Source organism: Pyxidicoccus xibeiensis, assembly GCF_024198175.1.
Taxonomy (GTDB): domain Bacteria; phylum Myxococcota; class Myxococcia; order Myxococcales; family Myxococcaceae; genus Myxococcus; species Myxococcus xibeiensis.
This window is the reverse complement of sequence record NZ_JAJVKV010000013.1, coordinates 200,362-221,280: the sequence shown is the minus strand read 5'-3', so window position 1 is coordinate 221,280 and position 20,919 is coordinate 200,362. Positions and strand designations below refer to the sequence as shown.

Annotated in this window: 19 protein-coding genes and 1 pseudogene; 8 read left to right on the top strand and 12 right to left on the bottom strand. The window is 70.6% G+C overall.

What is annotated here, in order from left to right:
• Positions 1-86: 86 nt before the first annotated feature.
• From exoE to LXT23_RS39040, 5 genes are all read right to left on the bottom strand, one after another.
• Positions 87-1,454, bottom strand: coding sequence for a polyisoprenyl-phosphate hexose-1-phosphate transferase ExoE (gene exoE, locus LXT23_RS39060; RefSeq protein WP_253985537.1), 1,368 nt, complete (start codon positions 1,452-1,454; stop codon positions 87-89).
• A 98-nt stretch (positions 1,455-1,552) separates the two neighbouring features.
• On the bottom strand, positions 1,553-2,290 hold the full coding sequence (locus LXT23_RS39055; RefSeq protein ID WP_253985536.1) for a CpsD/CapB family tyrosine-protein kinase: 738 nt from the start codon (positions 2,288-2,290) through the stop codon (positions 1,553-1,555).
• Positions 2,291-2,318: 28 nt separating this feature from the next.
• Positions 2,319-3,746 carry a GumC family protein gene (locus LXT23_RS39050; protein ID WP_253985535.1) on the bottom strand — a complete coding sequence of 476 codons (1,428 nt, stop codon included), beginning with the start codon at positions 3,744-3,746 and terminating at the stop codon, positions 2,319-2,321.
• Positions 3,747-3,760: 14 nt separating this feature from the next.
• Entirely contained in the window at positions 3,761-4,909 is a 1,149-nt protein-coding gene (locus LXT23_RS39045) for a hypothetical protein (RefSeq protein WP_253985534.1), read from the bottom strand.
• Between the two features lie 65 nt (positions 4,910-4,974).
• Positions 4,975-5,547 (bottom strand): polysaccharide biosynthesis/export family protein, encoded by a 573-nt coding sequence (locus LXT23_RS39040; protein WP_253985533.1) that lies wholly within the window; start codon positions 5,545-5,547, stop codon positions 4,975-4,977.
• 368 nt (positions 5,548-5,915) lie between these two features.
• Between LXT23_RS39040 and LXT23_RS39035 the strand changes: the two genes are divergently transcribed.
• The 3 genes from LXT23_RS39035 to LXT23_RS39025 all read left to right on the top strand — a co-directional run bounded on the left by LXT23_RS39035 (position 5,916) and on the right by LXT23_RS39025 (position 10,387).
• Complete coding sequence (locus tag LXT23_RS39035; protein WP_253985532.1) at positions 5,916-6,119, top strand: hypothetical protein; 204 nt, start codon at positions 5,916-5,918, stop codon at positions 6,117-6,119.
• A gap of 348 nt (positions 6,120-6,467) precedes the next feature.
• A complete protein-coding gene (treZ, locus tag LXT23_RS39030; protein WP_253985531.1) occupies positions 6,468-8,351 on the top strand; it encodes a malto-oligosyltrehalose trehalohydrolase in 1,884 nt (627 codons plus the stop codon).
• A complete protein-coding gene (locus tag LXT23_RS39025; protein WP_253985530.1) occupies positions 8,348-10,387 on the top strand; it encodes an amylo-alpha-1,6-glucosidase in 2,040 nt (679 codons plus the stop codon). The genes treZ and LXT23_RS39025 overlap by 4 nt, the downstream gene beginning before the upstream one ends.
• A gap of 41 nt (positions 10,388-10,428) precedes the next feature.
• Here the strand turns inward: LXT23_RS39025 and LXT23_RS39020 are convergent, their stop codons facing one another.
• Both LXT23_RS39020 and LXT23_RS39015 read right to left on the bottom strand, forming a co-directional pair.
• Positions 10,429-11,223, bottom strand: coding sequence for an SDR family NAD(P)-dependent oxidoreductase (locus tag LXT23_RS39020; protein WP_253985529.1), 795 nt, complete (start codon positions 11,221-11,223; stop codon positions 10,429-10,431).
• Positions 11,224-11,603: 380 nt separating this feature from the next.
• Entirely contained in the window at positions 11,604-11,777 is a 174-nt protein-coding gene (locus LXT23_RS39015) for a hypothetical protein (protein WP_253985528.1), read from the bottom strand.
• Positions 11,778-11,919: 142 nt separating this feature from the next.
• Here LXT23_RS39015 and LXT23_RS50795 point away from each other — a divergent pair.
• Together LXT23_RS50795 and LXT23_RS39010 are read left to right on the top strand one after the other, a co-directional pair.
• Positions 11,920-12,336, top strand: a pseudogene (locus LXT23_RS50795) (helix-turn-helix domain-containing protein); the annotation flags it as partial.
• Between the two features lie 1,084 nt (positions 12,337-13,420).
• Positions 13,421-13,849: an EVE domain-containing protein gene (locus tag LXT23_RS39010; protein WP_253985527.1), complete on the top strand. Its 429-nt coding sequence runs from the start codon at positions 13,421-13,423 to the stop codon at positions 13,847-13,849.
• On the opposite strand, the gene LXT23_RS39005 is transcribed toward LXT23_RS39010, so the two are convergent.
• From LXT23_RS39005 to LXT23_RS38990, 4 genes are all read right to left on the bottom strand, one after another.
• Complete coding sequence (locus LXT23_RS39005; protein WP_253985526.1) at positions 13,812-15,293, bottom strand: amino acid permease; 1,482 nt, start codon at positions 15,291-15,293, stop codon at positions 13,812-13,814. The two genes, LXT23_RS39010 and LXT23_RS39005, sit on opposite strands and share 38 nt — an antisense overlap.
• Before the next feature lie 72 nt (positions 15,294-15,365).
• On the bottom strand, positions 15,366-15,953 hold the full coding sequence (locus LXT23_RS39000; protein ID WP_253985525.1) for a periplasmic heavy metal sensor: 588 nt from the start codon (positions 15,951-15,953) through the stop codon (positions 15,366-15,368).
• Positions 15,953-16,570, bottom strand: a complete 618-nt coding sequence (locus LXT23_RS38995; protein ID WP_253985524.1) for a hypothetical protein — start codon at positions 16,568-16,570, stop codon at positions 15,953-15,955. Before LXT23_RS38995 ends, LXT23_RS39000 begins: the two co-directional genes overlap by 1 nt.
• Complete coding sequence (locus LXT23_RS38990) at positions 16,567-17,121, bottom strand: RNA polymerase sigma factor (protein ID WP_253985523.1); 555 nt, start codon at positions 17,119-17,121, stop codon at positions 16,567-16,569. Before LXT23_RS38990 ends, LXT23_RS38995 begins: the two co-directional genes overlap by 4 nt.
• A 71-nt stretch (positions 17,122-17,192) precedes the next feature.
• Between LXT23_RS38990 and LXT23_RS38985 the strand changes: the two genes are divergently transcribed.
• From LXT23_RS38985 to pheA, 3 genes are read left to right on the top strand one after another with little or no spacing between them, the layout of a single operon-like run.
• A complete protein-coding gene (locus LXT23_RS38985; RefSeq protein WP_253985522.1) occupies positions 17,193-17,654 on the top strand; it encodes a GNAT family N-acetyltransferase in 462 nt (153 codons plus the stop codon).
• Positions 17,651-18,790: a bifunctional chorismate mutase/prephenate dehydratase gene (locus LXT23_RS38980; RefSeq protein WP_253985521.1), complete on the top strand. Its 1,140-nt coding sequence runs from the start codon at positions 17,651-17,653 to the stop codon at positions 18,788-18,790. Before LXT23_RS38985 ends, LXT23_RS38980 begins: the two co-directional genes overlap by 4 nt.
• Complete coding sequence (gene pheA / locus LXT23_RS38975; protein WP_253985520.1) at positions 18,783-19,604, top strand: prephenate dehydratase; 822 nt, start codon at positions 18,783-18,785, stop codon at positions 19,602-19,604. The genes LXT23_RS38980 and pheA overlap by 8 nt, the downstream gene beginning before the upstream one ends.
• A 42-nt stretch (positions 19,605-19,646) precedes the next feature.
• Here the strand turns inward: pheA and LXT23_RS38970 are convergent, their stop codons facing one another.
• Entirely contained in the window at positions 19,647-20,768 is a 1,122-nt protein-coding gene (locus LXT23_RS38970; RefSeq protein ID WP_253985519.1) for a 3-deoxy-7-phosphoheptulonate synthase, read from the bottom strand.
• Positions 20,769-20,919: the final 151 nt, after the last annotated feature.

Sequence of the window (20,919 nt, the reverse complement as noted above, 5' to 3'; positions counted from 1 at the left end):
ACGACGCCCGAAAGCCCGGACCCGCCCCACCTGGCGGGCCCCACCCGCCCCGGCCTCTTCAACAGAGGCCGGAGCGGAGAATGTCCCTACCGCGCCCCACGACCGAGAAGCACATGCCTCACGGTGTGGAAGATGATTCCCACATCCAGGAACAGCGAACCGTTCTTCACGTAGTACAGGTCGAACTCCAGCTTGTTGCGCGCGTCCTCCACCGAGGCCCCATAGGGGTAGCGAATCTGTGCCCACCCCGTCAGGCCCGGCTTCACCGCCTCGCGCAGCCCGTAGAAGGGAATCTGCTGCTTCAGCTGCTCGACGAACACCGGCCGCTCGGGCCGGGGCCCCACGAAGCTCATCTCCCCCATCAACACGTTGAAGACCTGGGGAATCTCGTCGATGCGCGTGCGGCGGATGAAGCGCCCCACCCGCGTGACGCGGTCGTCATTCGCCCGGGCCCACACCGCGCCGTTCTTCTCCGCGTCGGTGCGCATGCTGCGGAACTTCCACAAGTGGAACGTGCTCCCGGCCAGGCCCGTCCGCTCCTGGCGGTAGAAGATGGGGCCCTTCGAGTCCAGCTTGATGGCCACCGCGACCACCAGCAGGAAGGGCGACGCTGCCAGGAGCAAGAGCGAGGCCACCGCGATGTCGAAGCCGCGCTTGAGCGCCCGGCGCAGCGGGGACACGGTCAGCTCGTCCGCGAAGGCGAAGTCGCTGGCCCGGAGGAACTGCACCGGGATGCGGCGCAGCACCCGCTCGCAGAAGCCCGCCGCCTCGTACACCCGGCGGCCCTGCAGCCTGCAGCTCAACAGTGAGTCCACCCAGTTGGCCCCGCGCATGTCATCCGCCGCTTGCACGACGTAGGCCGCCTTGAGCCGGTGGGCCGACGTGTCGATGGACTCGCCCGTGACGCGCGGGTCCACCATGCCGACGACGCGGTAGCTGCCCTCGCCGCCTGCTTCAATCGCGCTGGCCACCGCGCGGGCCTTGAGGCCGTCTCCCACGAGGAGGACGGTGTCGGGCGCGCCCACCACCGCGCGGATGGACACGCGCACCATCAGCGTGCCGGCCAGGGCGCCCATCGCCCCACCCAGCAGCGTGCCCGGAGGCAGCGCCACCGGCAGCGCCAGCGGCAGCACCAGCATCACCCCACCGGCCACCATCGCCGTGACGCCGGCGGCCTTGAGGAAGCGGTAGCCGCGCTCCCGGTCCTCCGCGGCTACGCGCAAGTCGTACAGGTCCAACAGGTACAGCGTGAACTGGAAGGTGACGACGAAGGCCGCGCCCAGTGCCAGCAGCGTGGGCCACAGCTCGGAAAGCGGGGGCCAGGTCCCCGCAGGCGCGAAGAGTGCCGCGCAGGCCGCCGCGCCCATCACGCAGGCCAGTGCGATTGCCGACGACTCGGCGAGGAAGAAAGTCAGCTTCTTTGCAGAAAAGTAGTGGTGAAAAACGCGGAGCACGTGCCCCTCCAACCAACCCGCCCGACCAACCGACCCGCTTCCAGGCTCCGCGCCGCCCCCCCCCGTCGCCAGGGGGCGGAGCGGAGCCATTCCAGGAGCTACTTCTTCTCGTAGTTCTTCAGGTACGGAGTCGCCTGCGTCTCCGCTCCGTTCAGCACACACCCGACGATGGGCGCGCCGCCCAGGCTCTCCACCGCCTGGTGCACGGCCTTGCTCGGGGTGACGTTGGCGCGAATCACCATCAGCACGCCGTCCACCTGGTGGCCCAGAATCGCCGCGTCCGCGAACGGCAGCGTGGGCGGCAGGTCCACGTACACCTCGTCGAAGCCCTCACGCACGGCCTTGAGGAACTGCTTCATCCGCGCGCTGGCCAGCACCTGCGTGGGCTCCTCCGGCGTGGCGCCCGCGGGGATGAGGGCCAGGCGCGTGCTGTTGAAGCGGCGCACCACGTCCCGCACCTCGCACTCGCCCGCCAGCAGCTCCGCCAGGCCCGTCTTGTTGCGCATGCCCAGCGTGCTGGCCACCCCGCCCCGGCGCAGGTCCGCATCCACCAGCAGGATGCGGCGCTCCGGGTTCGCCCGCGCCGCCGCGAGGGCCAGGTTGACGCTCGTCACCGTCTTGCCCTCCCCCGGCATCGCCGACGTCAGGGCCACCACCTTCATCGGCCGCAGCTCCCGCATCCGCTCCAGCCTGTAATAAAGACTGCGGTACTGCTCCGCCGCGGCCGAGGCCGGCGCCGTCAACGTCACCACCCGACGGTCCACCACGTTGCCGCTGGTTGCGTTGTCATCCACTCGAGGGAGGAAGTTGCCCGCCCGCTCCATCGTCTGATCCATACCCGTCCTCCGTCCTATTTCCGGCAACTCAGTTCAATGACGTGGGGGACGACACGCTGTTTCGAGCCCCCGAAGCCGGCATCAGAATCCGCCGCTCCGTCTTGCCATGCATATCCGGGACCACCGCCAGCACCGGGAGGGTGAGGCGCTCACGCACCTCGGAGCCATCGCGCAGGCTGTCGTCGCGCATCTCCAGCACCGCGCCGGTGAGGACGCCCAGGCCCAGGGCCACCAGGAGGGCAATCAGCATCCCCGTGACACGGTCCGGCTTGGCGGGGATGGCCGGCACACCGGCCGGGGAGATGACGTTGAAGAGGCTCTTGGCGCTCTTGGCCTCCAGCTCCTGCGCAATCTCTGCCTCCACCTTGCGGCTCACCACGCTCTGGTACTTGGTGCGGGTGATTTCGTAGTCGCGGTTCATCACCGACAGCTCGTGCGCCCAGCGCGGCGTGTTGGTGAGGCGCGCCTGGTAGACTTCGGCCTGCTTCTGGAGGTCGACAATCTCCTTCTGGATGGACTCGATGAGCTGGGCCACCCGGGTGCGCTCGGCGCGCTCGGCCCACAGCCGGCCTTCCGCATCCTTGCGCTTGGCGGACATGCCCTCGAGCTCCGTGGACATGCGCTTGATTTCAGGGTGGTCCTCCGTCCACTGGGTGCGGGCGTTGACCAGGGCGCGGGTGAGGCCGTTCTCCGCGGCCTCGAGCCGGCCGGCCTCGCTGTCCACCGCGTTGCGAGCGCGGGCCAGGTCGGAGCGGCGGGCCTCGGCGACGCGCAGCTCCTCGGACTTCGTCTGGAGCTGGTGCGACACGCGCTCCAGGCCGCGCATGTTCATCTCCATCTGCTCGGGCAGCTCACCCAGGTGGTCCACCTTGAACTGGGCAATCTTGCGCTCCCAGGACGAGACGGCCGCGCCCATCTGCACCATCTCCTCGTTGAAGAGGTCGGTGGCGCGGGCCGCCTGGGCCTGGCGGATCTTCAGCGTCTCCGCGGAGAAGATGTCCGGCAGCCGGTTGGCCACCTGCGCGGCCACCTGCGGGTCGCGGTTGGCGTAGGTGAGCTCGAAGGCCGTCTCACCCTCCACGCGCACCGTGAGGTCCTTGCGCATCTGGGCGACCGCGGACTCCATGCCCTTCTCGGACACGATGTCCGGGTAGAGGTTCATCTCCTCGATGGCCTTCTGGAGCACGGGGCGCGCCAGCAGCTCCTGTCGCACCGTGAGCAGCCGCTGTTCGATGAGCTCGCTCACCGTGCGCTGCACCATCTCCTCGCCCGGCCGCTGTGGCTCCACGCGGACCACCACCGATGCCTCGTACATGCTCGGCCGGGTCATCACGATGGCCGCGCCCACCGCGAAGACCGCCGCTGCGATGGCTCCCACCAAGGCCTTGCGGCGCCACAGGGCCGCCAGCAGCTGGTCCGCCGTCATCCCTCGCTCCATGTTCCGCTCCTCCTCCATCCCTCTCGATGTTGCTACCAAGGCGTCACCACCAGTCGGACCGCGAAGACATTGCGCGTCAGGTCCGCCGCGCCAGCCGTTTCCGCCACTCCGACCTGAGCAATTCGATCCACCGCACCCTGCGCCGACAGCTGCCGGCTGATGCGGTACTCCACCCCACCACTCAATGCGTACCCCTGAGACACCACGGGAGAGCCGTCCAGGACGCTCCAGTCCTGGGCCGGAGCCCGCCCGTTGCGGAAGAAGCTCGCCGCTCCGAAAGCGGAGAAGCGTTGGGTGAACCGACGCGCCAGCACCACCGCCGCGTAGTCCGCCCAGAGCGCGTTGGCGTAGCCACTCGCGCCCACCAGGTCGTGGCCCACCGCCACGCCCACGTCCAACAGCTCACCCTCGCGCTGCAGCTCCAGCGTCACGCGAGGCACCCAGCCACCCTCCTGGCCATCCGGCGCCAGGTACCGCACCGGGCCCGCCCGGGCGATGAACGTCATGGGGCGGGTCAGCCGGTAGCGCAGGCCCGCCGCCGCGCCGTGCGCCTGGCTCAGCTCCCCCTGGTAGAGGAAGCCCTGGTACCGGTACTCGAGGCCCAGGCTGAGCCGCCGCGTCGTGCGGTACCACGCCTCCACCAGCGGGGTGTGCGCGTAGCCGGCGGACTGACCGGCCTCAAGGATGCGAACCGCCTCGAAGGTGTAGCCCACGCGCACGTCCAGCCTGTCGGTGGCGCGGCCCGTGAAGCCCAGCCGCGCCTGGGTGAAGAACGTCGGCGAGGTGGAGCGGGCCAGGCCGTCACGCGGCAGCGAGGACGGGTCCGTCACGCGATACACCCGGACGGCCGAGTCCACCCGGAGCCGGCGCGTCAGCACGTGCCGGGCCTCCAGTCCCGCGCGGTGGTCCAGCGTCACCTTGCCGGAGCCGTGCCGCATCAGGAGGTCCGCCGCGTAGAAGCTGTCCAACGTCAGCCGGGCGTCCTTCGCCTCCAGACCCAGCCGCGGCGTCAGCTTCGTCATCAGCTGGCCGCCGGCCGCGCCATCTCCCAGGCGCAGGTCGTCGTCGTACCGCTCCTCCGCGGTGAGCCGCAGCCGGGGCTCGAAGACAGTCGCCCCCTGTGCGGCTGGTGCGGCGAGCATGAGGCCCGCGAGCAGCCACTTCTTCCAGTTGCCCTTCACCGTCGCCCTCCGTCCCACACGCCACCCACCGTCCATGTCCACGACGCCCACGCCCTCACACCCCCTCACGGCACGACGATGGTGTCACCCGGCCGGAGGATGAGCTCCTGTCCCCCGTCCGGAGAGATGAGGTCGCTGTAGCGCACCGGAATCTGCCCGCCCTTGGAGTCGGTGCGGATGACCACGATGCCGTCCGAGTTGGCGAAGTCCGTGAAGCCGCCCGCCAGGGCAATCGCCTGCAGCAGCGACACGCGGCCGCGCAGCGGATAGGCGCCCGGGTTGGCCACCTCGCCGGTGACGAACACCCGGCTGCTGTTCACCTCGCGGACAATCACCGTCACGCGGGGCTCCTGCACATACGCCTGGAAACCCTGCTTCAGCTGCTCCGCCAGCTCCGTGGGCGTCTTGCCCGCGGCCTGCACCTCGCCCACCATCGGCATGGAGATGAAGCCATCCGGCCGGACGGGGATGGTGCGCGACAGCTCCGCGTCACGCCACACCGCGATGTCCAGCACATCCTCACGACCAATCCGGTAGGGCTGGTCCGAGTTGTCCACCTTCACCTGCGGCTGGTGGGCACACCCCGCCAGGAGCACCACGCCCAACACCGTCCAGAACCCCGCGCTCGTCTTGCCCATCGTCTGCTCTCCCTCGCTGCGGATGTCTCGCTCATGGCCACGAAGTCGCTCGCGCCACGCTTCCGGCGGCTGTCCCATAGCAGCGGGTGTGCCATGTGCCTCGGGGAGGGAAAGTCCATGGATCGTCGTGGGTTACGAAATGCCCTGGGGTGCAGCCTGCTCGGGGTCGGGAAATTTTTCCGGCATCGTACTGGCGTCCAGTGCAGTGATTTCTGCTGGGAGGGGTCAGATCACGGAACCGGTTTACCCACTCCGGGCCACACCCCTTCTCATTCCATACGGCAGGTGCGTGGCACGCGTCTTGATACAGAAGGCGCGTGAGGCAACAGGGTTCACACAGCGGGCCGGGGGGCCCGGGAGAGAGGCGGATGAGGAAGGCGGCTGGGGCGGTGGCGGCGGCGTTCGCGATGGGAACTGGGGCCATGGCCGTGATGGGCGTGGCGTTCGCCAATCAGATGGAAGCAGCGGTGCTGGGTGTCGTCGGCCTGGCGCTGTATGCGAGCAGCGCGCTCGTCACCAGCAAGGCGTCGCCCTCGGCGGCCGCGCCTCGCGAGGTGGCGAAGCAGGCGTAGTAGAAGTTACTTCATGAAGGCGGGAGCCCGGCGCGGCAGCAGCTCGCCGGGCCCCGCCGCTGACTTCGCCGGCTCGATGCGGCCCCTTCAGGGTGGGCCCGTCTGGAGCGCGAGGCTCGGTCTCCGCGACCCGGTGGGATGCCATGCGGCCGATGCGTCGAGCCGCTGCTCGGAGAGCAGGCGTGCGCGAGCCGTGGTGTCCATGCGGGCCCGAGCGCCAGTTGCCTCCCGGACGACTCCTGCCCGCTCCACACGTGGGCATGCCCGACTCAGACTCCCGGTCCTTTCCGCGCTCGCCGCGCGTGCACAACGTCGCCACGGTGCCCTGCGCCCGAAGGAGGACGACTGTTGCGGCCTACCGCCTTTCAACTCAACCTGGGCGCGAGGACGCTGGGAGACGGGCGCACCCACTTCCGCGTGTGGGCGCCGAGCCGCCGCATGGTGGACGTCTGCCACCTCGAGGCAGGCCAGGCACGATACCTGCCCCTGCAGCGCACGGAGCGTGGCTACTTCCAGGGCACGCACCCGGTGCCCGCCGGAGCGCTCTACAAGTACCGGCTGGACGGCGAGGAATGCCTGCCGGACCCGTGCTCGCGCTTCCAGCCGGAGGGGCCTCACGGGCCCTCGCAGGTGGTGGACCCGCACCGCTACGCGTGGAGCGACGCCGGCTGGCGCGGCGTCACGCTGAAGGGGCAGGTCCTCTATGAGCTGCACCTGGGCACCTTCACGCCGGAGGGCACCTGCGCCAGCGCCGCCGCCAAGCTGCCGCTCCTGAAGGAGCTGGGCATCACCACCGTGGAGCTGATGCCGCTGCACACGTACCCGGGCCGCTACAACTGGGGCTACGACGGGGTGACGCTCTTCGCGCCGTGTGCCGTGTATGGAGACCCGGATGACCTGCGCCGCCTGGTGGACGAGGCGCACCGGCTCGGGCTCGGCATCATCGTGGACGTCGTCTACAACCACCTCGGTCCGGACGGGAACTACCTCGCGCGCTTCTCGCCCGGGTACTTCAACCCGAAGTACCCCAATGAATGGGGCGAGCCCACCAACTTCGACGACGGCGACGCCGCGGGGCCCTCGCGAGACTTCTTCATCCAGAACGCCTGCTACTGGCTCACCGAGTACCACTTCGACGGCCTGCGCCTGGACGCCACCCAGAGCCTCTACGACGCGTCCTCCCGCCACATCGTCACCGAGCTGGTGGCGCACGCGCGCGCCGCCACACGGGGCCGCGACATCCTCCTCATCGCGGAGAACGAGCCGCAGGACGTGAAGGTCGTCACGCCCCCGGAGGCCGGAGGCCACGGGGCGGACGCCGTCTGGGTGGATGACTTCCACCACTCCGCGCGGGTGGCGGCGGTGGGCCGCTCCGAGGCCTACCTCATGGACTACCGGGGCACCGCGCAGGAGCTGCTGTCGTGCGCGCTGCGCAACTCGCTCTACCAGGGCCAGTACTACGGCTGGCAGAAGAAGCGCCGGGGCTCGCCCCTGCTGCGCACGCCCGCCGAGCACGTCGTCTTCTACCTCCAGAACCACGACCAGCTCGCCAACACGCTGCGCGGCGAGCGGCTGCACGTGCTGACGGGCGCGCCTCGCATGCGGGCGCTGACGACGTTCTTCCTGCTGCTGCCGCAGACGCCCATGCTCTTCATGGGCCAGGAGTTCTTCGCCTCCTCGCCCTTCCTCTACTTCGTGGACCACCAGCCGGAGCTGCAGGGGCTCGTGCAGCAGGGCCGCGACGGCTTCCTCTCCCAGTTCGCCAGCGCCCGGCACGCCCTGGAGGCGGAGGGCTTCCACATGCCCATCGGCGAGGAGGCCTTCCGCCGCTCCAAGCTGGACTGGAGCGAGCGCGCGCGGCACCCGGGCGCGCTGGCACTGCACCAGGACCTGCTGCGGCTGCGGCGGGAGGACCCGGTGTTCGCCGCGCAGGACCGCTCCCGAATCGACGGGGCGGTGCTGGGCCCGGGCGCGCTGCTGCTGCGGTACCTCGGAAGCGAGCAGGAGGGCGACCGCCTGCTCCTCCTCAACCTGGGCACGGGACTGGATTACGAGCCGTGTCCGGAGCCGCTGGTGGCGCCGCCCGGGGGAAGGAACTGGCGCGTCCTGCTGTCCAGTGACCAGGTCCGCTACGGCGGGATGGGAACCGCACCGGTTCCCGAGGACGGGCGCCTGCACCTGCCCGGACAGACTGCGTTGGTGCTGACGAGCACCGAGGAGAAGAAGGCGTGATTCCGGTCCATCCCTCCCCCGCCCTGCCCCGCCTCGACGTCGAGAGGCCCGCTGGCACGGACTTCACCACGGACCTCGCCCACGAGTGGCTGGTCACCAACGGCCGCGGCGGCTACGCGTCCGGCACGGTGGTGGGCTGCAACACGCGCCGCTACCACGGCCTCTTCATCCCCAGCCTGGAGAAGCGCGGCCGCACGGTGCTGCTGGCGCGGCTGGAGGAGCAGGCGCTGGTAGAGGGCAGGCCTTACCGGCTGGACGCCGAGGAGCGCGCGGACGGCACCACGGACGAGTCGGGCGCGCGGCACCTGCGAGGCTTCCACCTGGACGGCCTGGTGCCCGTCTGGGAGTACCAGCTGGGCCCGGCGCGGCTGCGGCGCAAGCTGGTGATGGTGCACGGGGAGAACACCGTCTTCATCGCCTGGGAGCACGTGTCCGGGCCCGAAGTCAGCCTGCGGCTGCGCCCCTTCCCGGTGGACCGCCCGCACGACAAGCCCATCCCCCAGCGCCAGGGCGAGCCCACCGTCTTCCTGCGAGGCCGGCACGTCGAGCTGTGCGCCGATGACGGCGCTCCGCCCCTGCGCATGCGGGTGTATGGCGCCGGCCCCACGCCCTTCGTGAGCCTGCCCATGACGTCCCCCGCGCAGCTGTACCGGGTGGAGAAGGCACGGGGCTACGAGCACACGGAGGTGCAGCAGTCCCCGGGCTACTTCGAGTGCACGCTGCCCCCGGGAGGCACGCTCGCGCTGGGCGCCACCACGGAGGGCTGGGCGTGCCTGGAGCGGGAGCCGACGGAGGTCTTCGCACTGGAGCTGGAGCGCGAGCGGCGGCTCATCTCCCGCGCGCCCGAGGAGGCCCGCACGGGCGTGCCCGCCCGGCTGGTGCTGGCGGCGGACCAGTTCATCATCGACCCGACGCGCCCCGCGGACGACGCCTGGGCGCGCTCCATGGGCCAGGACGCGCGCAGCGTCATCGCCGGCTACCACTGGTTCACGGACTGGGGCCGGGACACGATGATTTCGCTGGATGGCCTGACGCTGGCCACCGGGCGCTACCGCGAGGCGGCGGCAATCCTGCGCACCTTCCAGCACTACGTGCGCGACGGCCTCATCCCCAACTACTTCCCCGACGGGGAGAGCGAGGGCGTCTACCACACGGCCGACGCGACGCTCTGGTTCTTCCACGGCGTGGACCGCTACCTGGACTGCACGAAGGACGAGGAGCTGCTGCGAGACCTCTTCCCCACGCTTAGGGCCATCGTGGAGCACCACCAGAAGGGCACGCGCTTCCACATCGGCGTGGACCCGGCGGACGGACTCTTGCGTCAGGGCGCGGAGGGCTACCAGCTCACCTGGATGGACGCGAAGGTGGACGGCTGGGTGGTGACGCCGCGGCGGGGCAAGGCGGTGGAGATCAACGCCCTGTGGTTCAACGCCCTGCGGCTGATGGCCACCTGGGCGGAGCGGCTGGGGCAGGACGCGAGGCCGTACCTGGCGGCGGCGGAGAAGGCCTACGGCAGCTTCAACCGGCGCTTCTGGAACGAGAAGCTGCAGTGCCTCTTCGACGTGGTGGACGGGGAGCAGCTGAAGGAGGACCCGGCCATCCGTCCCAACCAGGTGTTCGCCATCTCACTGAAGCACCCGGTGCTGCACCGCGACCGCTGGGAGCCCGTGCTGGAGGTGGTGCGGCGCGAGCTGGTGACGCCGGTGGGCCTGCGCAGCCTGGCGGCGGGGCACGCGGACTACAAGGCGAACTACGACGGCGACCTGCGCGCGCGGGACGCGGCGTACCACCAGGGCACGGTGTGGGGGTGGCTCATCGGCCACTACGTGGACGCGACGCTGAAGGTGAACCCGGACCTGGCGGCGGCGCGCGCGCTGCTGCGCGGGCTGGAGGAGCACCTGCTCCACACGGGCATCGGGCAGATCAGCGAAATCTTCGACGCCACCGAGCCCTACCGCCCGCGCGGCTGCATCGCCCAGGCGTGGAGCGTGGCCGAGGCGCTGCGCGTGTTCATGAAGACGCACGTGACGACCTGAGCCGCCGTCACGTGGCGCTTCCGGGCGCGCCGCCGTCAGGCTCAGGCGATGGCGCGCACCACGCCGCCGTCCACGCGCAGGGCCGCACCGCTGATGCCCGAGGCCTTCGGGCTGCAGACGAAGGCGACCAGGGAGGCAATCTCCTCCACCGTCTCGAAGCGCTGGAGCAGCGAGGACGGCCGCGCGTTCTTGAAGAAGTCGCGCTCCACGGTGGCCACGTCCACGCCCTGCTGGCGCGCCAGGTTCTCGAGGAACCCCTCCACCCCTTCAGAGCGCGTGGGCCCGGGGAGGATGGAGTTCACGGTGATGCCGGTACCGGCGGTGCCCTCGGCGATGCCTCGGGCCAGGGCAATCTGCGCCGTCTTGGTGACGCCGTAGTGGACCATCTCCACCGGAATCTGGAGGCCGGACTCGCTGGAGATGAAGAGGACGCGGCCCCAGTTCTTCTCGCGCATGCCCTTGAGGTAGTGGCGGCTGAGACGCACGCCGCTCATCACGTTCACCTCGAAGATGTTGAACCACTGCTCGTCGGTGATGTCCTCGAAGGGGCGGGGCTCGAAGGTGCCCAGGTTGTTCACCAGGATGTCCACGCGGGGCACCGCCTTCAGCATCCGGTTGACGCCTTCCAGCGTCCCCAGATCACCGGCCACGCCGCGCAGCTTCGCCCCCGGCTGCTTCCCCCGGAGCTCCTTCAGCGCCGCGTCCACGCGCTCCTGCGTGCGCCCGTTGACGATGACCTCCGCGCCCTCGCGGGCCAGCGCCTCCGCGATGGCCAGGCCGATGCCCGCCGTGGAGCCACTCACCAGCGCAACCTTGTCCTTCAGTTCCAGGTCCATGCGTTTCCACTCCTGAATTGAGGCGCACCGTGTAACGCAGTCCTCGCCGGGCCGCACGGCAACTCCGGGCAATCCCGGCCGGACGGGGCGAACCTACAGCGCCACCCTTGCATCCGTCTGACCACCAATAGCAGGGCGGTGCCGAAGCGCCCCTGGTGGCGGCGGGGCTGGCTGTGACTTCGCCGGTGGCACTCCCTTCGCGACCTCAGGGAAGTGCTCAGGACGAAGCTCCAGAGCCGTCGTCAGAGAGAAAGGCAACACGGCGACCGTGAACTGAGCTACCCAGAACGCCAGCAAGTGCACGCTCGATGGGATAGAAGTGCCCGCCAGCGGCACACTTTCGCTCCCGTCCGCAGTTCCCACAGCATCAACCGGGTCCGCTACATCGACTCCTTCGTCGCCCTGCCAGCGAAGAATTGCTCCGGTGATGAGCCACGCTTGAGCTGGGCCACGTCAATGCGCCCCAGTGCGCGCTCCTGGGTGGCGGTATCCAGCGCCCCATCGATGCCGAAGGTGAGGTGGCTGTCCTCCCCTCCCAGAGCACGACCTCCCATGTGAGATGTTCCGGATCTGGCGGGAGCACTCTCAAGTCGGCCAGGGGCGATGCGGAGGAGTTCCCGGACTGATGCAAGACGCGCATGAGTCCTGCCTGACAGGGTGAAGCCCAGGGCGGGAAGGACAGACCACCGTGCGGCCATGCCGTGCCAGCGCTCCACTCCTCGGGGCAGTCCGAGGCATCCCGTGGGCAGGCTCTCGGGAGGGTTTGACTCCAGACTTGGAGGGAGCCCGCATCGCCTGAACGCTCGCGGGCTTTTCGGCCTCTTACGCAGCACGGACCGCAGCGGACCTGCCCGGTCGTCCGCCGTCGACATGTCAGCCCCACCCGGTAGGAAGGTGCTGGCGGAAGGAACGTTCCTTCCGCGGGCGGGTCGGTCCGGGGGTGGGCAGATGATCATGGAGCTGTACCAGCAGTTCGTGGCCACGCGGATGGAGGAGGCGGCGGCGGTGATGGCGCAGCGCGGCTACGACAACACCCCGGCCGCGGAGCTGGCGCGGGTGATGCGCATGTCGGTGGGCTCGCTGTACCGGCGCTACGGCAGCAAGCGCGGCTGTGCGCTGGCCATTCGCGACTTCTCCGAGGACGAGCTGTGCCGGTATGCGCGCTACGAGTTCCAGATGGCCAGCACGGACGAGGGCGCGGGCTTCCGCGAGGGCTTCTTCGCCCTCTGGCGGCTGCTGGCCAACTACGCGTTGCGGACGCCCGGCGTCTTCAGCTTCGTCTTCCTGCACGTCCACCCGGAGGCGGGGCCTGACGACGAGCGAGGCTGGCGGGTGCGGGACCTGATTCGCGAGATCGTCAGCCAGGCGGAGCGTGACGGAGCGCTGGAGCCGGGGTCCGCGATGGCGAGGACGTGCCTGGTGTGGGGCGCGCTGGCGGAGCTGGGGCGGGTGGCGGCGAGGTGGGAAGGCGCAGTCACGGAGGAGGACGTGCTCGCGTCGGCGGAGGCGCTCTGGCGGGCGCTCGGGCCCGGGGAGAAGTCGGCGCCCCGGGGGTCTGGCGGAGTGCCGCCTCCTGAAGGCGAGAAGGTCCCGGATGAGGCGCCCGACAGTGCCGCGGCGGCAATGGATGATGGTGCGGAGGCGAATCCGCCTCCAGATGGCGAGAAGGCCCCGGATGAGGCGCCCGATAGTGGCGCGGCGGCGGCAATAGATGAGGGCGCGGAGGAGCCTCGGCCAGGCGCTCCGCCCGTGGAAACGAAGCGTCCCCTCGCCATGGTGGAGGGCGGTACTCCGGCAACTGCGACGCGCGAAGCCCCAGGGCTGCACGTGTTGAGTGATTCACCTGCGGGTGTGGGCGCGACGCGGTCCGAAGCCATGACGGAGGAAGTGGCCCTCGCACCAGCTCACGAGGCTCCGGCATTCGGGCGCTCGATGCACGCCAGACCCCGTCGCGGTCATCGATGCGGCCCTGCCGGAACGGGGACACCTCACCCGGGAGGCCGTTGCCGGGCGACGTGGCAGGCAGCGCACTGGAGTCAGGTCGCTCGCCACGTTCCTGCATGCCATGGCCCCGGGAGGGCGCGGGGCCTCCCGGATGCCGCAGGCCCCTGCCACGTCATGAATGAAGGGCTGCGCTGCGCACCATCCTCCAACGTTACCGTCGCGGCGGCGCACCAGGGAGGTAGCATCCGCCGCCATGGCGAAACCCCAGTACTGGCTCATCAAGAGCGAGCCCTCCGTCTACCCGTACACGCAGCTCGAGAAGGACGGGAAGACGGAGTGGACCGGCGTGCGCAACTACGAGGCGCGCAACAACCTCCGGGCGATGAAGCCCGGCGACCTGTGCCTCTACTACCACTCCAACGAGGGCAAGGCCGTGGTGGCCGTGGCGAAGGTCCTCACCCCACCCGGCCCGGACTCCACCGCGCCCGACGAGGACTGGGCCGCGGTGCACGTGGGCCCCTTCCTCCCGCTGAAGCAGCCGGTAGAGCTGGCCACCATCAAGGACACCGAGGCGCTGAAGGACATGCAGCTCATCACCCGCAGCCGCATCAGCGTGGTGCCCGTCACCGCGCCCCACTTCAAGCTCATCCTGAAGATGGGGAAGACCGCGCTTCCGAAGTAGCCAGCGGGTCCGGCCCCCGCAGCAGCGTCACCTTGGGCCCCGTGAAGGTGTGCCGCTGCGCCAGCAGCCAGTAGAGGGCCAGCAGCACCAGCGCGCCGGCGAACGTGTAGCCGGCGAGCTGGTTGGGCGGCAGCACGAAGAGCACCATGATGGCCGCGCACCAGACCAGCGCCACCCCGTTGATGAAGGGCGACGCGCGGCCCAGGTCCCACGGCCCCCGGTGCGACCACGTCCCCGAGCGCCGTGCCCGCCACCCCACCCAGATGGGCAGCGCATACGACGCGTAGAGCGCCAGCGTGCTCAGCGCCACCATGGCCGCGTACGCCTCGGCCCAGAGCGCCACCACCAGCGCCGCCGCCACGGACACCCATACCGCCACGGACGGCGTCTTGAAGCGCGGGGACACGTGCTTCAACCACCGCGAGCCCGGCAGCCCGTTGTCCCGCGCGAAGGCGAACAGCATGCGCGAGTTGGACGTCACCGACGACAGCCCGCAGAACCACATGGCACAGATGGCCACCCACACCAGCGCGCCACCCACCGTCGGGCCCAGCGCCGTCGTCAGCACGTACAGGAACGGGTTGGGGGCCGCCGCCGCGGCCGGCAGGTCCTGGATCGCCAGCGTCACCGCGCCCAGCAGCACGTACCCCACCACGGCGCTGACGGCCACGGACAGGAAGATGCCCCAGGGCGCGTTGCGCGTCGGGTCTCTCGTCTCCTCGGAGATGTGGGCGCTGGCGTCGTAGCCCGTGAAGGTCCACTGCGCCTGGAGCAGGCCGATGAGGAAGCCGTACAGGTACCAGGGGTTCTCGCTGCTGAAGCGCGTGAGGAGGAACGCCGGCTCCTTCATCGGCGCCAGGGCCACCAGCGCGCCGATGAGCACCGCCACGCCGGCCAGATGGTACCAGGCGGAGAAGTCGTTGAGCCAGGCCACCACCCGCACGCCCACGTGGTTGAGCACCGCGTGGGACACGAGGATGGCGGCGTAGAGCGGCAGCACGGCGCCGCGCTCGCGAGGCAGGCCCAGCATGTCCGCGAGGAACTCCGCCAGGCCGTAGTCGATGCCCGCCGTAATCGCGAACTGCCCCACGGTGTTGAGCCACGCGGTGAAGAAGCCCACCCGCGGCCCGCCGAGCATCGCCGACCAGTGGTAGAGCGCGCCGGCCGTGGGGAAGGACGAGGCGAGCTGCGCGAGGCTCGCCGCCACCGCCAGCGTCAACAGCGCCACCAGCGGCCAGCCCACCCCCATGACGAAGGGTCCGCCGAAGCGCAGCCCGTGGCCATACAGCGTCACCGCTCCGGTGAGGATGGAGATGATGGAGAAGGAGACGGCGAAGTTGGAGAAGCCGCCCATGTCGCGCAGCAGCTGCTGCGCGTACCCCAGCCGCTGGAGCTGGGCGGCGTCCTCCTCGAGCTGGCGCTCACGGTCCGGAGTGTTGGCCATGAACACCAGGATAGGCGGGCCAGCGGCACGGAGCCCCGACCTCCGGGCCCGCCTCTGTCCGAAACCGGAACGCTACGGCTTACGGGGCGCCGGGGTGCCAGGGCGCGCCGGCTCGGCGGCGGTGCCCGGGAGGCCCCGGTGGATCTTGATGTGCTTCTCGAAGTGCATCGGCCCCATCTCCGCCTCCAGCTTCTGCCAGAGGTCCGGCCCGAGCAGCTTCTTGATCTGCACCATCAGCCCCACGCGGTTGCGGCGCACCGCCGTCTCCGCGCGGCCCACCTCCTCCACCTGCTTGAGGATGCCGCTCTCGTCCGGTGACGGCGCGCTCAGCAGCCGCTCCAGGCGCAGCTGCGCCCGCTTCAGGTCGGCCTCCAGGGGAATGAGGGCCTCGTTGGACTCGAAGCTCAGGTCCTGGGCCCGCTGCGCCACGTCGCGGGGGATGCCCAGCTTCTCCACCAGGTGCGGCGGAATGCCATTGGTGGGCGCCGGCAGCGGCCCCACGCGCATCATCATCGGCTGGCCCGAGCGCGTCGCCGAGATGACGGGCCCGTTGGAGTGGATGAGGACGTTGCCCTCCTCGTCCTCCTGGGCCAGCGCGGGGGTGGTCAGCAGCAGCGCGGCCACGGTGGTGCTCAACAGCCTCTGGAATCGGGTCTTCATCACAAGGACTCCACTGGGTAGAGAGGAATGACCGCCGTTCGGAACGGCGGGGCTTCCAGCGCGCGGGAATCGGGAGGGCGCAGCCACGCGGCGAGCGTGCCGAACGGCCGGTACGTCTCGTCGTGCACCACCAGGTCGCGGCGGGTGAAGCCGCGCACCTCGCCCATCAGCTGCATGAGGGAGCCCCGCTCGGCGGCGTGCTGCACGGCCACGGCGGCGGAGTCCTCCTCCAGATGCGTCGGCAGCACGTCCTCGCGAGGCTCGCGAGTCAGCCCCAGCTCGGCCTGGGGCATGGGTGCTTCGCCTATATAATGATGCGGGTCCTGCTCGGGCGCGGCGGCGGGCCGCAGCCACAGCACCAGCGCCGCCAGCCCGAGGGACGCCACGGCGCCGGCGGAGGCGCGGCGGCGGATGACGCGGCGGCGCACCTCCCGCAACACGGCTTCGCGGGGGATGGTGGGCAGCTCGGGCGGCTGGGGCAGGCGCAGCGCGGCGGCGGACGCGTGCAGGGCTGCCAGGGTGCGGCAGTCCTCGCAGTGCGCCAGGTGGGCCTGGAGCTCCGGCGTCAGGCGCGCAGGCGCTTCCACGAGGGCAGCGGCCGCGTCGTGGCATCTCATGGGGTGTCTCCTTCCAGGGCGTCAGCGGCCTTGAGCTTCTTGAGGGCGCGGTAGAGGTGGATGCGGACGGTGCCGCGGCCGATGCGCATGGCCTCGGCGATGGCGTCCAGCTCGAGGCCCTCCAGGTAGCGGAGGGTGAAGGCGGTGGCCTGCTGCGTCGGGAGCGCCCGCAGCGCGCGGCCGAAGCCGAGCCAGCGCTCGGCGCCGACGAAGTGCTCCTCCGGAGAGGGCACCGGCGCGGGGCCGAAGTCCAGCGCCTCGCGCACCACGTTCCAGACACGCCGCCGGCGAAGGTGGCTCATGGCGCGGGACACCAGGATGCTGCGCAGCCACGCGGGCGCCGCGGTGGCGTCCCTCAGCGTGTGTCGCTTCTCGTACGCATCCGCGAGGGTGGCCTGCACCAGGTCCCTCGCCTCCTCGCCGTCCCAGACCAGCCGCCGGGCGAGCCGCAGCAGCCCACCCTGCTCCGCCTCCAGGAGCACGTCGAAATCCAGCGCGGCCGTGGCTCGCGGCGGGCTTCGAGGCTCGTCCAGGATGGCGGTGCCCTTCACGGTGAAACAACCTCCCATCAGCTTCCACGTGAATGAGGACGCGCGGGTGGGAAAATCGGCATACTCGACCCGTGAGTGTTTCTGAAATCCGCCGGATTCCCGCCGCCGCGACTCGCGGTCTTCGCCAGGCCGTCCTCCGCCCGAACCAGCCCCCGCAGACGGTCGTCTATCCGGGAGATGACGATGCGGACACCCTCCACCTGGGCGTCTACGCGGTGGGGGGCCGCCTCGTCGGGGTGGCCTCGCTCTACCGGGAGCCGCCCCCGGACTCCCTGAGGACCACCACGGCCTGGCGCCTGCGGGGCATGGCCGTGGACAAGTCGCTCCAGGGCCACGGGTACGGGGCCGCCCTCCTCCGGGCCTGTCTGGAGCACGCCACCGTCCAGGGAGGCACCCAGGTGTGGTGCAACGCCCGGACGACGGCGTCGGGCTTCTACCGCTCGCTCGGCTTCTCCCAGAAGGGAGACACCTTCGAGCTCCCCGGCATCGGCCCCCACCACTTCATGTGGCGCGGCCTCGAGGCCTCCCGATGACGACCATCCCCGACCTGGAGGCAGTGCGCATCGCCATCGAGAGCATCGACGAGGAGATCCTCGATGCCCTCCGCCGCCGCATGGACCTGGCGGACGACGTGGCGCGGGCGAAGCTGGCCGCGGCGGCGCCCTTTCGGGACCAGCGCCGTGAGGACCTGCTCCTGCGCCGCATCCGCACCCGGGCCGCGGAGCATGGGTTGGATCCGCACGAGGTGGAGCGCATCTGGCGCCTCTTCATCGACATGTCGGTGGCGCGGCAGCAGGCCCTGGTGCAGCGGCAGGACACCACGCCCCTGCGCGTGGCGTACCCGGGCGTCGAGGGCTCCTACAGCCACCTGGCCGCGCGCCGCCGCTACGGCAACCGCCCCGGGGGCGTGCTGCTCACCGGCTTCGACCATGCCCGCGAGGCGATGGACGCCCTGCGCCGGGGCGAGCAGGACCTGGTGCTGCTGCCAATCGAGAACACCACCGCTGGCAGCATGAACGAGACGTACGACCTGCTCGCCGAGGGCGGCGTGGTCATCACCGCGGAGCTGGTGAGCCAGGTGGACCACCGGCTGCTGGGGCTGCCGGGCGCGAAGCTGGAGGGGCTGCGCGAGGTGCTCTCCCACCCGCAGGCGCTGGCCCAGTGCGAGACGTTCCTCCGCGCGAAGGTGCCGTGGGCGCGCATGGTGCCGGACGTGGACACCGGCGGCGCGGCGCAGAAGGTGCGCGAGCGGAACGACCCGGCGGTGGCGGCCATCGCCAGCGAGACGGCGGCGCAGCGCTTCGGCCTGGAGGTGCTCGCCCGCGACCTGCAGCCCGCGTCGGACTACACGCGCTTCGTGGAGGTGGGCCGCGAGCCCACGCCGCTGGCGCCGGGCGTGCCGTGCAAGACGTCGCTGCTGGTGGTGCTGGAGCACAAGCCGGGGACGCTGGGTGAGATGCTCCAGCGGCTCATCCTGCGCGGGGTGAACCTGAGCAAGCTGGAGTCGCGGCCCATCCCCGGGCAGCCGTGGCAGTACCGCTTCTACCTGGACGTGGAGGGCCACGCGGCCTCCGCGGCGGTGACGGCGGCGCTGGACGACATCCGGCCGCTGACCTCGTCGCTGCGCGTGCTGGGCACGTACGCGAGCGCGGAGGGGGCCCATGGCTGAGCCCCGGCGCCGCATCGCCTTCCAGGGAGAGCACGGCGCCTATGGCGAGGAGGCCGTGCGCGCGCTGCACGGGCAGGACGTGGAGTCGGTGCCCGTGCTCACCTTCCGCGCCGTCTTCGAGTCCGTGGCGGAAGGCCGCGTGTACGGCGGCGTGGTGCCCGTGGAGAGCACGCTGGGCGGCCCGGTGGCGGAGAACGTGGACCTGCTGCTGGAGCACGACCTCCAGATTACGGGCGAGCTGTCGCTGCGCATCCGCCACTGCCTGCTCGCGCCGCCGGGACGGACGCTGGACGGAATCGAGCGGGCCCTCTCCCATCCGCAGGCGCTGGCGCAGTGCGCGGGCTACCTGAGAAGGCGCGGCATCACCCCGCTGCCGGAGGCGAACACGGCGATTGCCGCGCGCCGGGTGGCGGAGGAGGCGCCGCCGCGCACGGCCGCCATCGCCAGCCGCGTGGCGGCGGAGCTGTACGGGCTGGCGGTGCTGGACGTGGGGGTGGAGGACTCGCCGGACAACCACACCCGCTTCGTCACGCTGGGCCCGGCGCCCGAGCGCACGTGGGCCCGGCGCAAGACGGCGCTGGCCTTCACGGTGGAGAACGCGTCCGGCGCGCTCTACCGGGTGCTGAGCGCCTTCTCCTCACGCGGGCTCAACGTGGCGAGGCTGGAGTCCCGGCCTCAGCGCCGCGCGTGGGAGTACGTGTGGTGCATGGACGTGGACGGCGCGCTGGAGGACCCGCGGGTGCGCGAGGCGGTGGACGCCGCCCAGGGCGCCTGCATCACCCTGCGGGTGCTCGGCAGCTACGGCGTGGCGTGACCCCGGAGCCGTGAGGCGCTCACCTCACGGCTCGCAGGGGACTCAGGTGGTGCCGCCGGGGCTGAGCCCGTCACCGGCCTTCACGGCGGCGACGTAGGCCTCGCGCACGAGGCGCACGTAGTTCTGGAGCGCGGGAAGCTGCGGCAGCCGCAGCGCCTGCGGGCCGTCGCACAGCGCGGCCTCCGGCTGCGGGTGGAAGTCCACGAGCAGCATGGACGCCCCGGCGATGAGGCCCTGGCCGATGGCGTGGAAGATGTCCGGCAGCCCGTCCGGCGGCGGCGGCGCCTGGCCGATGGCGTGCGACGGGTCCACGCACACGGGCATGCGCGTGAGGCGGCGCACCACCGGCACGTGGGCGAAGTCCACCATGTTGCGGTGCGGGTCGCCCAGGTGCGTCTTCACGCCGCGGAGGCAGAAGACAATCTTCGGGTTGCCCTCGCTCGCCACGTACTCGCAGGCGTTGAGGGACTCTTCCAGGGTGATTCCCATGCCGCGCTTGAAGAGCACGGGGAAGGTGCGCTGCTGGCCGATGCTCTTCAGCAGCTCGAAGTTCTGCGCGTTGCGCGTGCCCACCTGCAGCATGACGCCCGTGGCGTTGCCCGAGCGCTCCAGGGCCTCGCGAATCTCGTCGATGTGACGCGGGTGCGTCACCTCCATCGCGATGACCTTGATGCCGTGCTTGCCCGCGGACTCGAACACCCACGGGAGGCACGCGGCGCCCAGGCCCTGGAACTCGTACGGGCTGGTGCGCGGCTTGTACACGCCCATGCGCGTCGTCTTGATGCCGCACTTCGCGAGCGCGGCCATCATCGCGTCGACGTTCTCCCGGTTGTCCACGGCGCACAGGCCCGCGAACAGCTGCACCGACTTCTCATCGAAGGTGACACCGTTGTAGTCGAAGCCCGAGGACGCCCGCTGGCCCTTGTGCCGGCCGATGACGCGGTACTTCTGGGACACGCGCACCACCTGCCGCACGCCCGGAATCGCCTCGAACGGCTCGACGGGGACCTGCGCGGTGGAGCCGAGCAGGTACACCTCGGTGACCGTGTACTCGGCGCCCTCCATGACGTGCGTCCGAGGGGTCACTCCCTTGTACTGCGAGGCGACCTTGAGGACGGTGGACACCACGGACTCAGGTGAGTCCGGCTCGAGCATGACGATCATCTTCAGTTTCTCCCGCGCGGCGCTGTCGTACGTGCCGTGAAGCTTAGTGGAAAAGGATGCGCGGAGTGTAACAGCCAGGACAGTCGCTTCGCGTCCGCCCCCGGGTCAGGAGTGACGGCGCCCTCTGGCGGCACGCTCGAACCGCCGGGGC

Coding starts and splice junctions, on each gene's coding strand:
- LXT23_RS39055 (WP_253985536.1), bottom strand. CDS start 2,290: ATGGATCAGACGATGGAGCGGGCGGGCAACTTCCTCCCTCGAGTGGAT.
- LXT23_RS39050 (WP_253985535.1), bottom strand. CDS start 3,746: ATGGAGGAGGAGCGGAACATGGAGCGAGGGATGACGGCGGACCAGCTG.
- LXT23_RS39040 (WP_253985533.1), bottom strand. CDS start 5,547: ATGGGCAAGACGAGCGCGGGGTTCTGGACGGTGTTGGGCGTGGTGCTC.
- LXT23_RS39035 (WP_253985532.1), top strand. CDS start 5,916: ATGAGGAAGGCGGCTGGGGCGGTGGCGGCGGCGTTCGCGATGGGAACT.
- LXT23_RS39020 (WP_253985529.1), bottom strand. CDS start 11,223: ATGGACCTGGAACTGAAGGACAAGGTTGCGCTGGTGAGTGGCTCCACG.
- LXT23_RS39015 (WP_253985528.1), bottom strand. CDS start 11,777: ATGGGAGGTCGTGCTCTGGGAGGGGAGGACAGCCACCTCACCTTCGGC.
- LXT23_RS39010 (WP_253985527.1), top strand. CDS start 13,421: ATGGCGAAACCCCAGTACTGGCTCATCAAGAGCGAGCCCTCCGTCTAC.
- LXT23_RS39005 (WP_253985526.1), bottom strand. CDS start 15,293: ATGGCCAACACTCCGGACCGTGAGCGCCAGCTCGAGGAGGACGCCGCC.
- LXT23_RS39000 (WP_253985525.1), bottom strand. CDS start 15,953: ATGAAGACCCGATTCCAGAGGCTGTTGAGCACCACCGTGGCCGCGCTG.
- LXT23_RS38995 (WP_253985524.1), bottom strand. CDS start 16,570: ATGAGATGCCACGACGCGGCCGCTGCCCTCGTGGAAGCGCCTGCGCGC.
- LXT23_RS38980 (WP_253985521.1), top strand. CDS start 17,651: ATGACGACCATCCCCGACCTGGAGGCAGTGCGCATCGCCATCGAGAGC.
- pheA (WP_253985520.1), top strand. CDS start 18,783: ATGGCTGAGCCCCGGCGCCGCATCGCCTTCCAGGGAGAGCACGGCGCC.
- LXT23_RS38970 (WP_253985519.1), bottom strand. CDS start 20,768: ATGATCGTCATGCTCGAGCCGGACTCACCTGAGTCCGTGGTGTCCACC.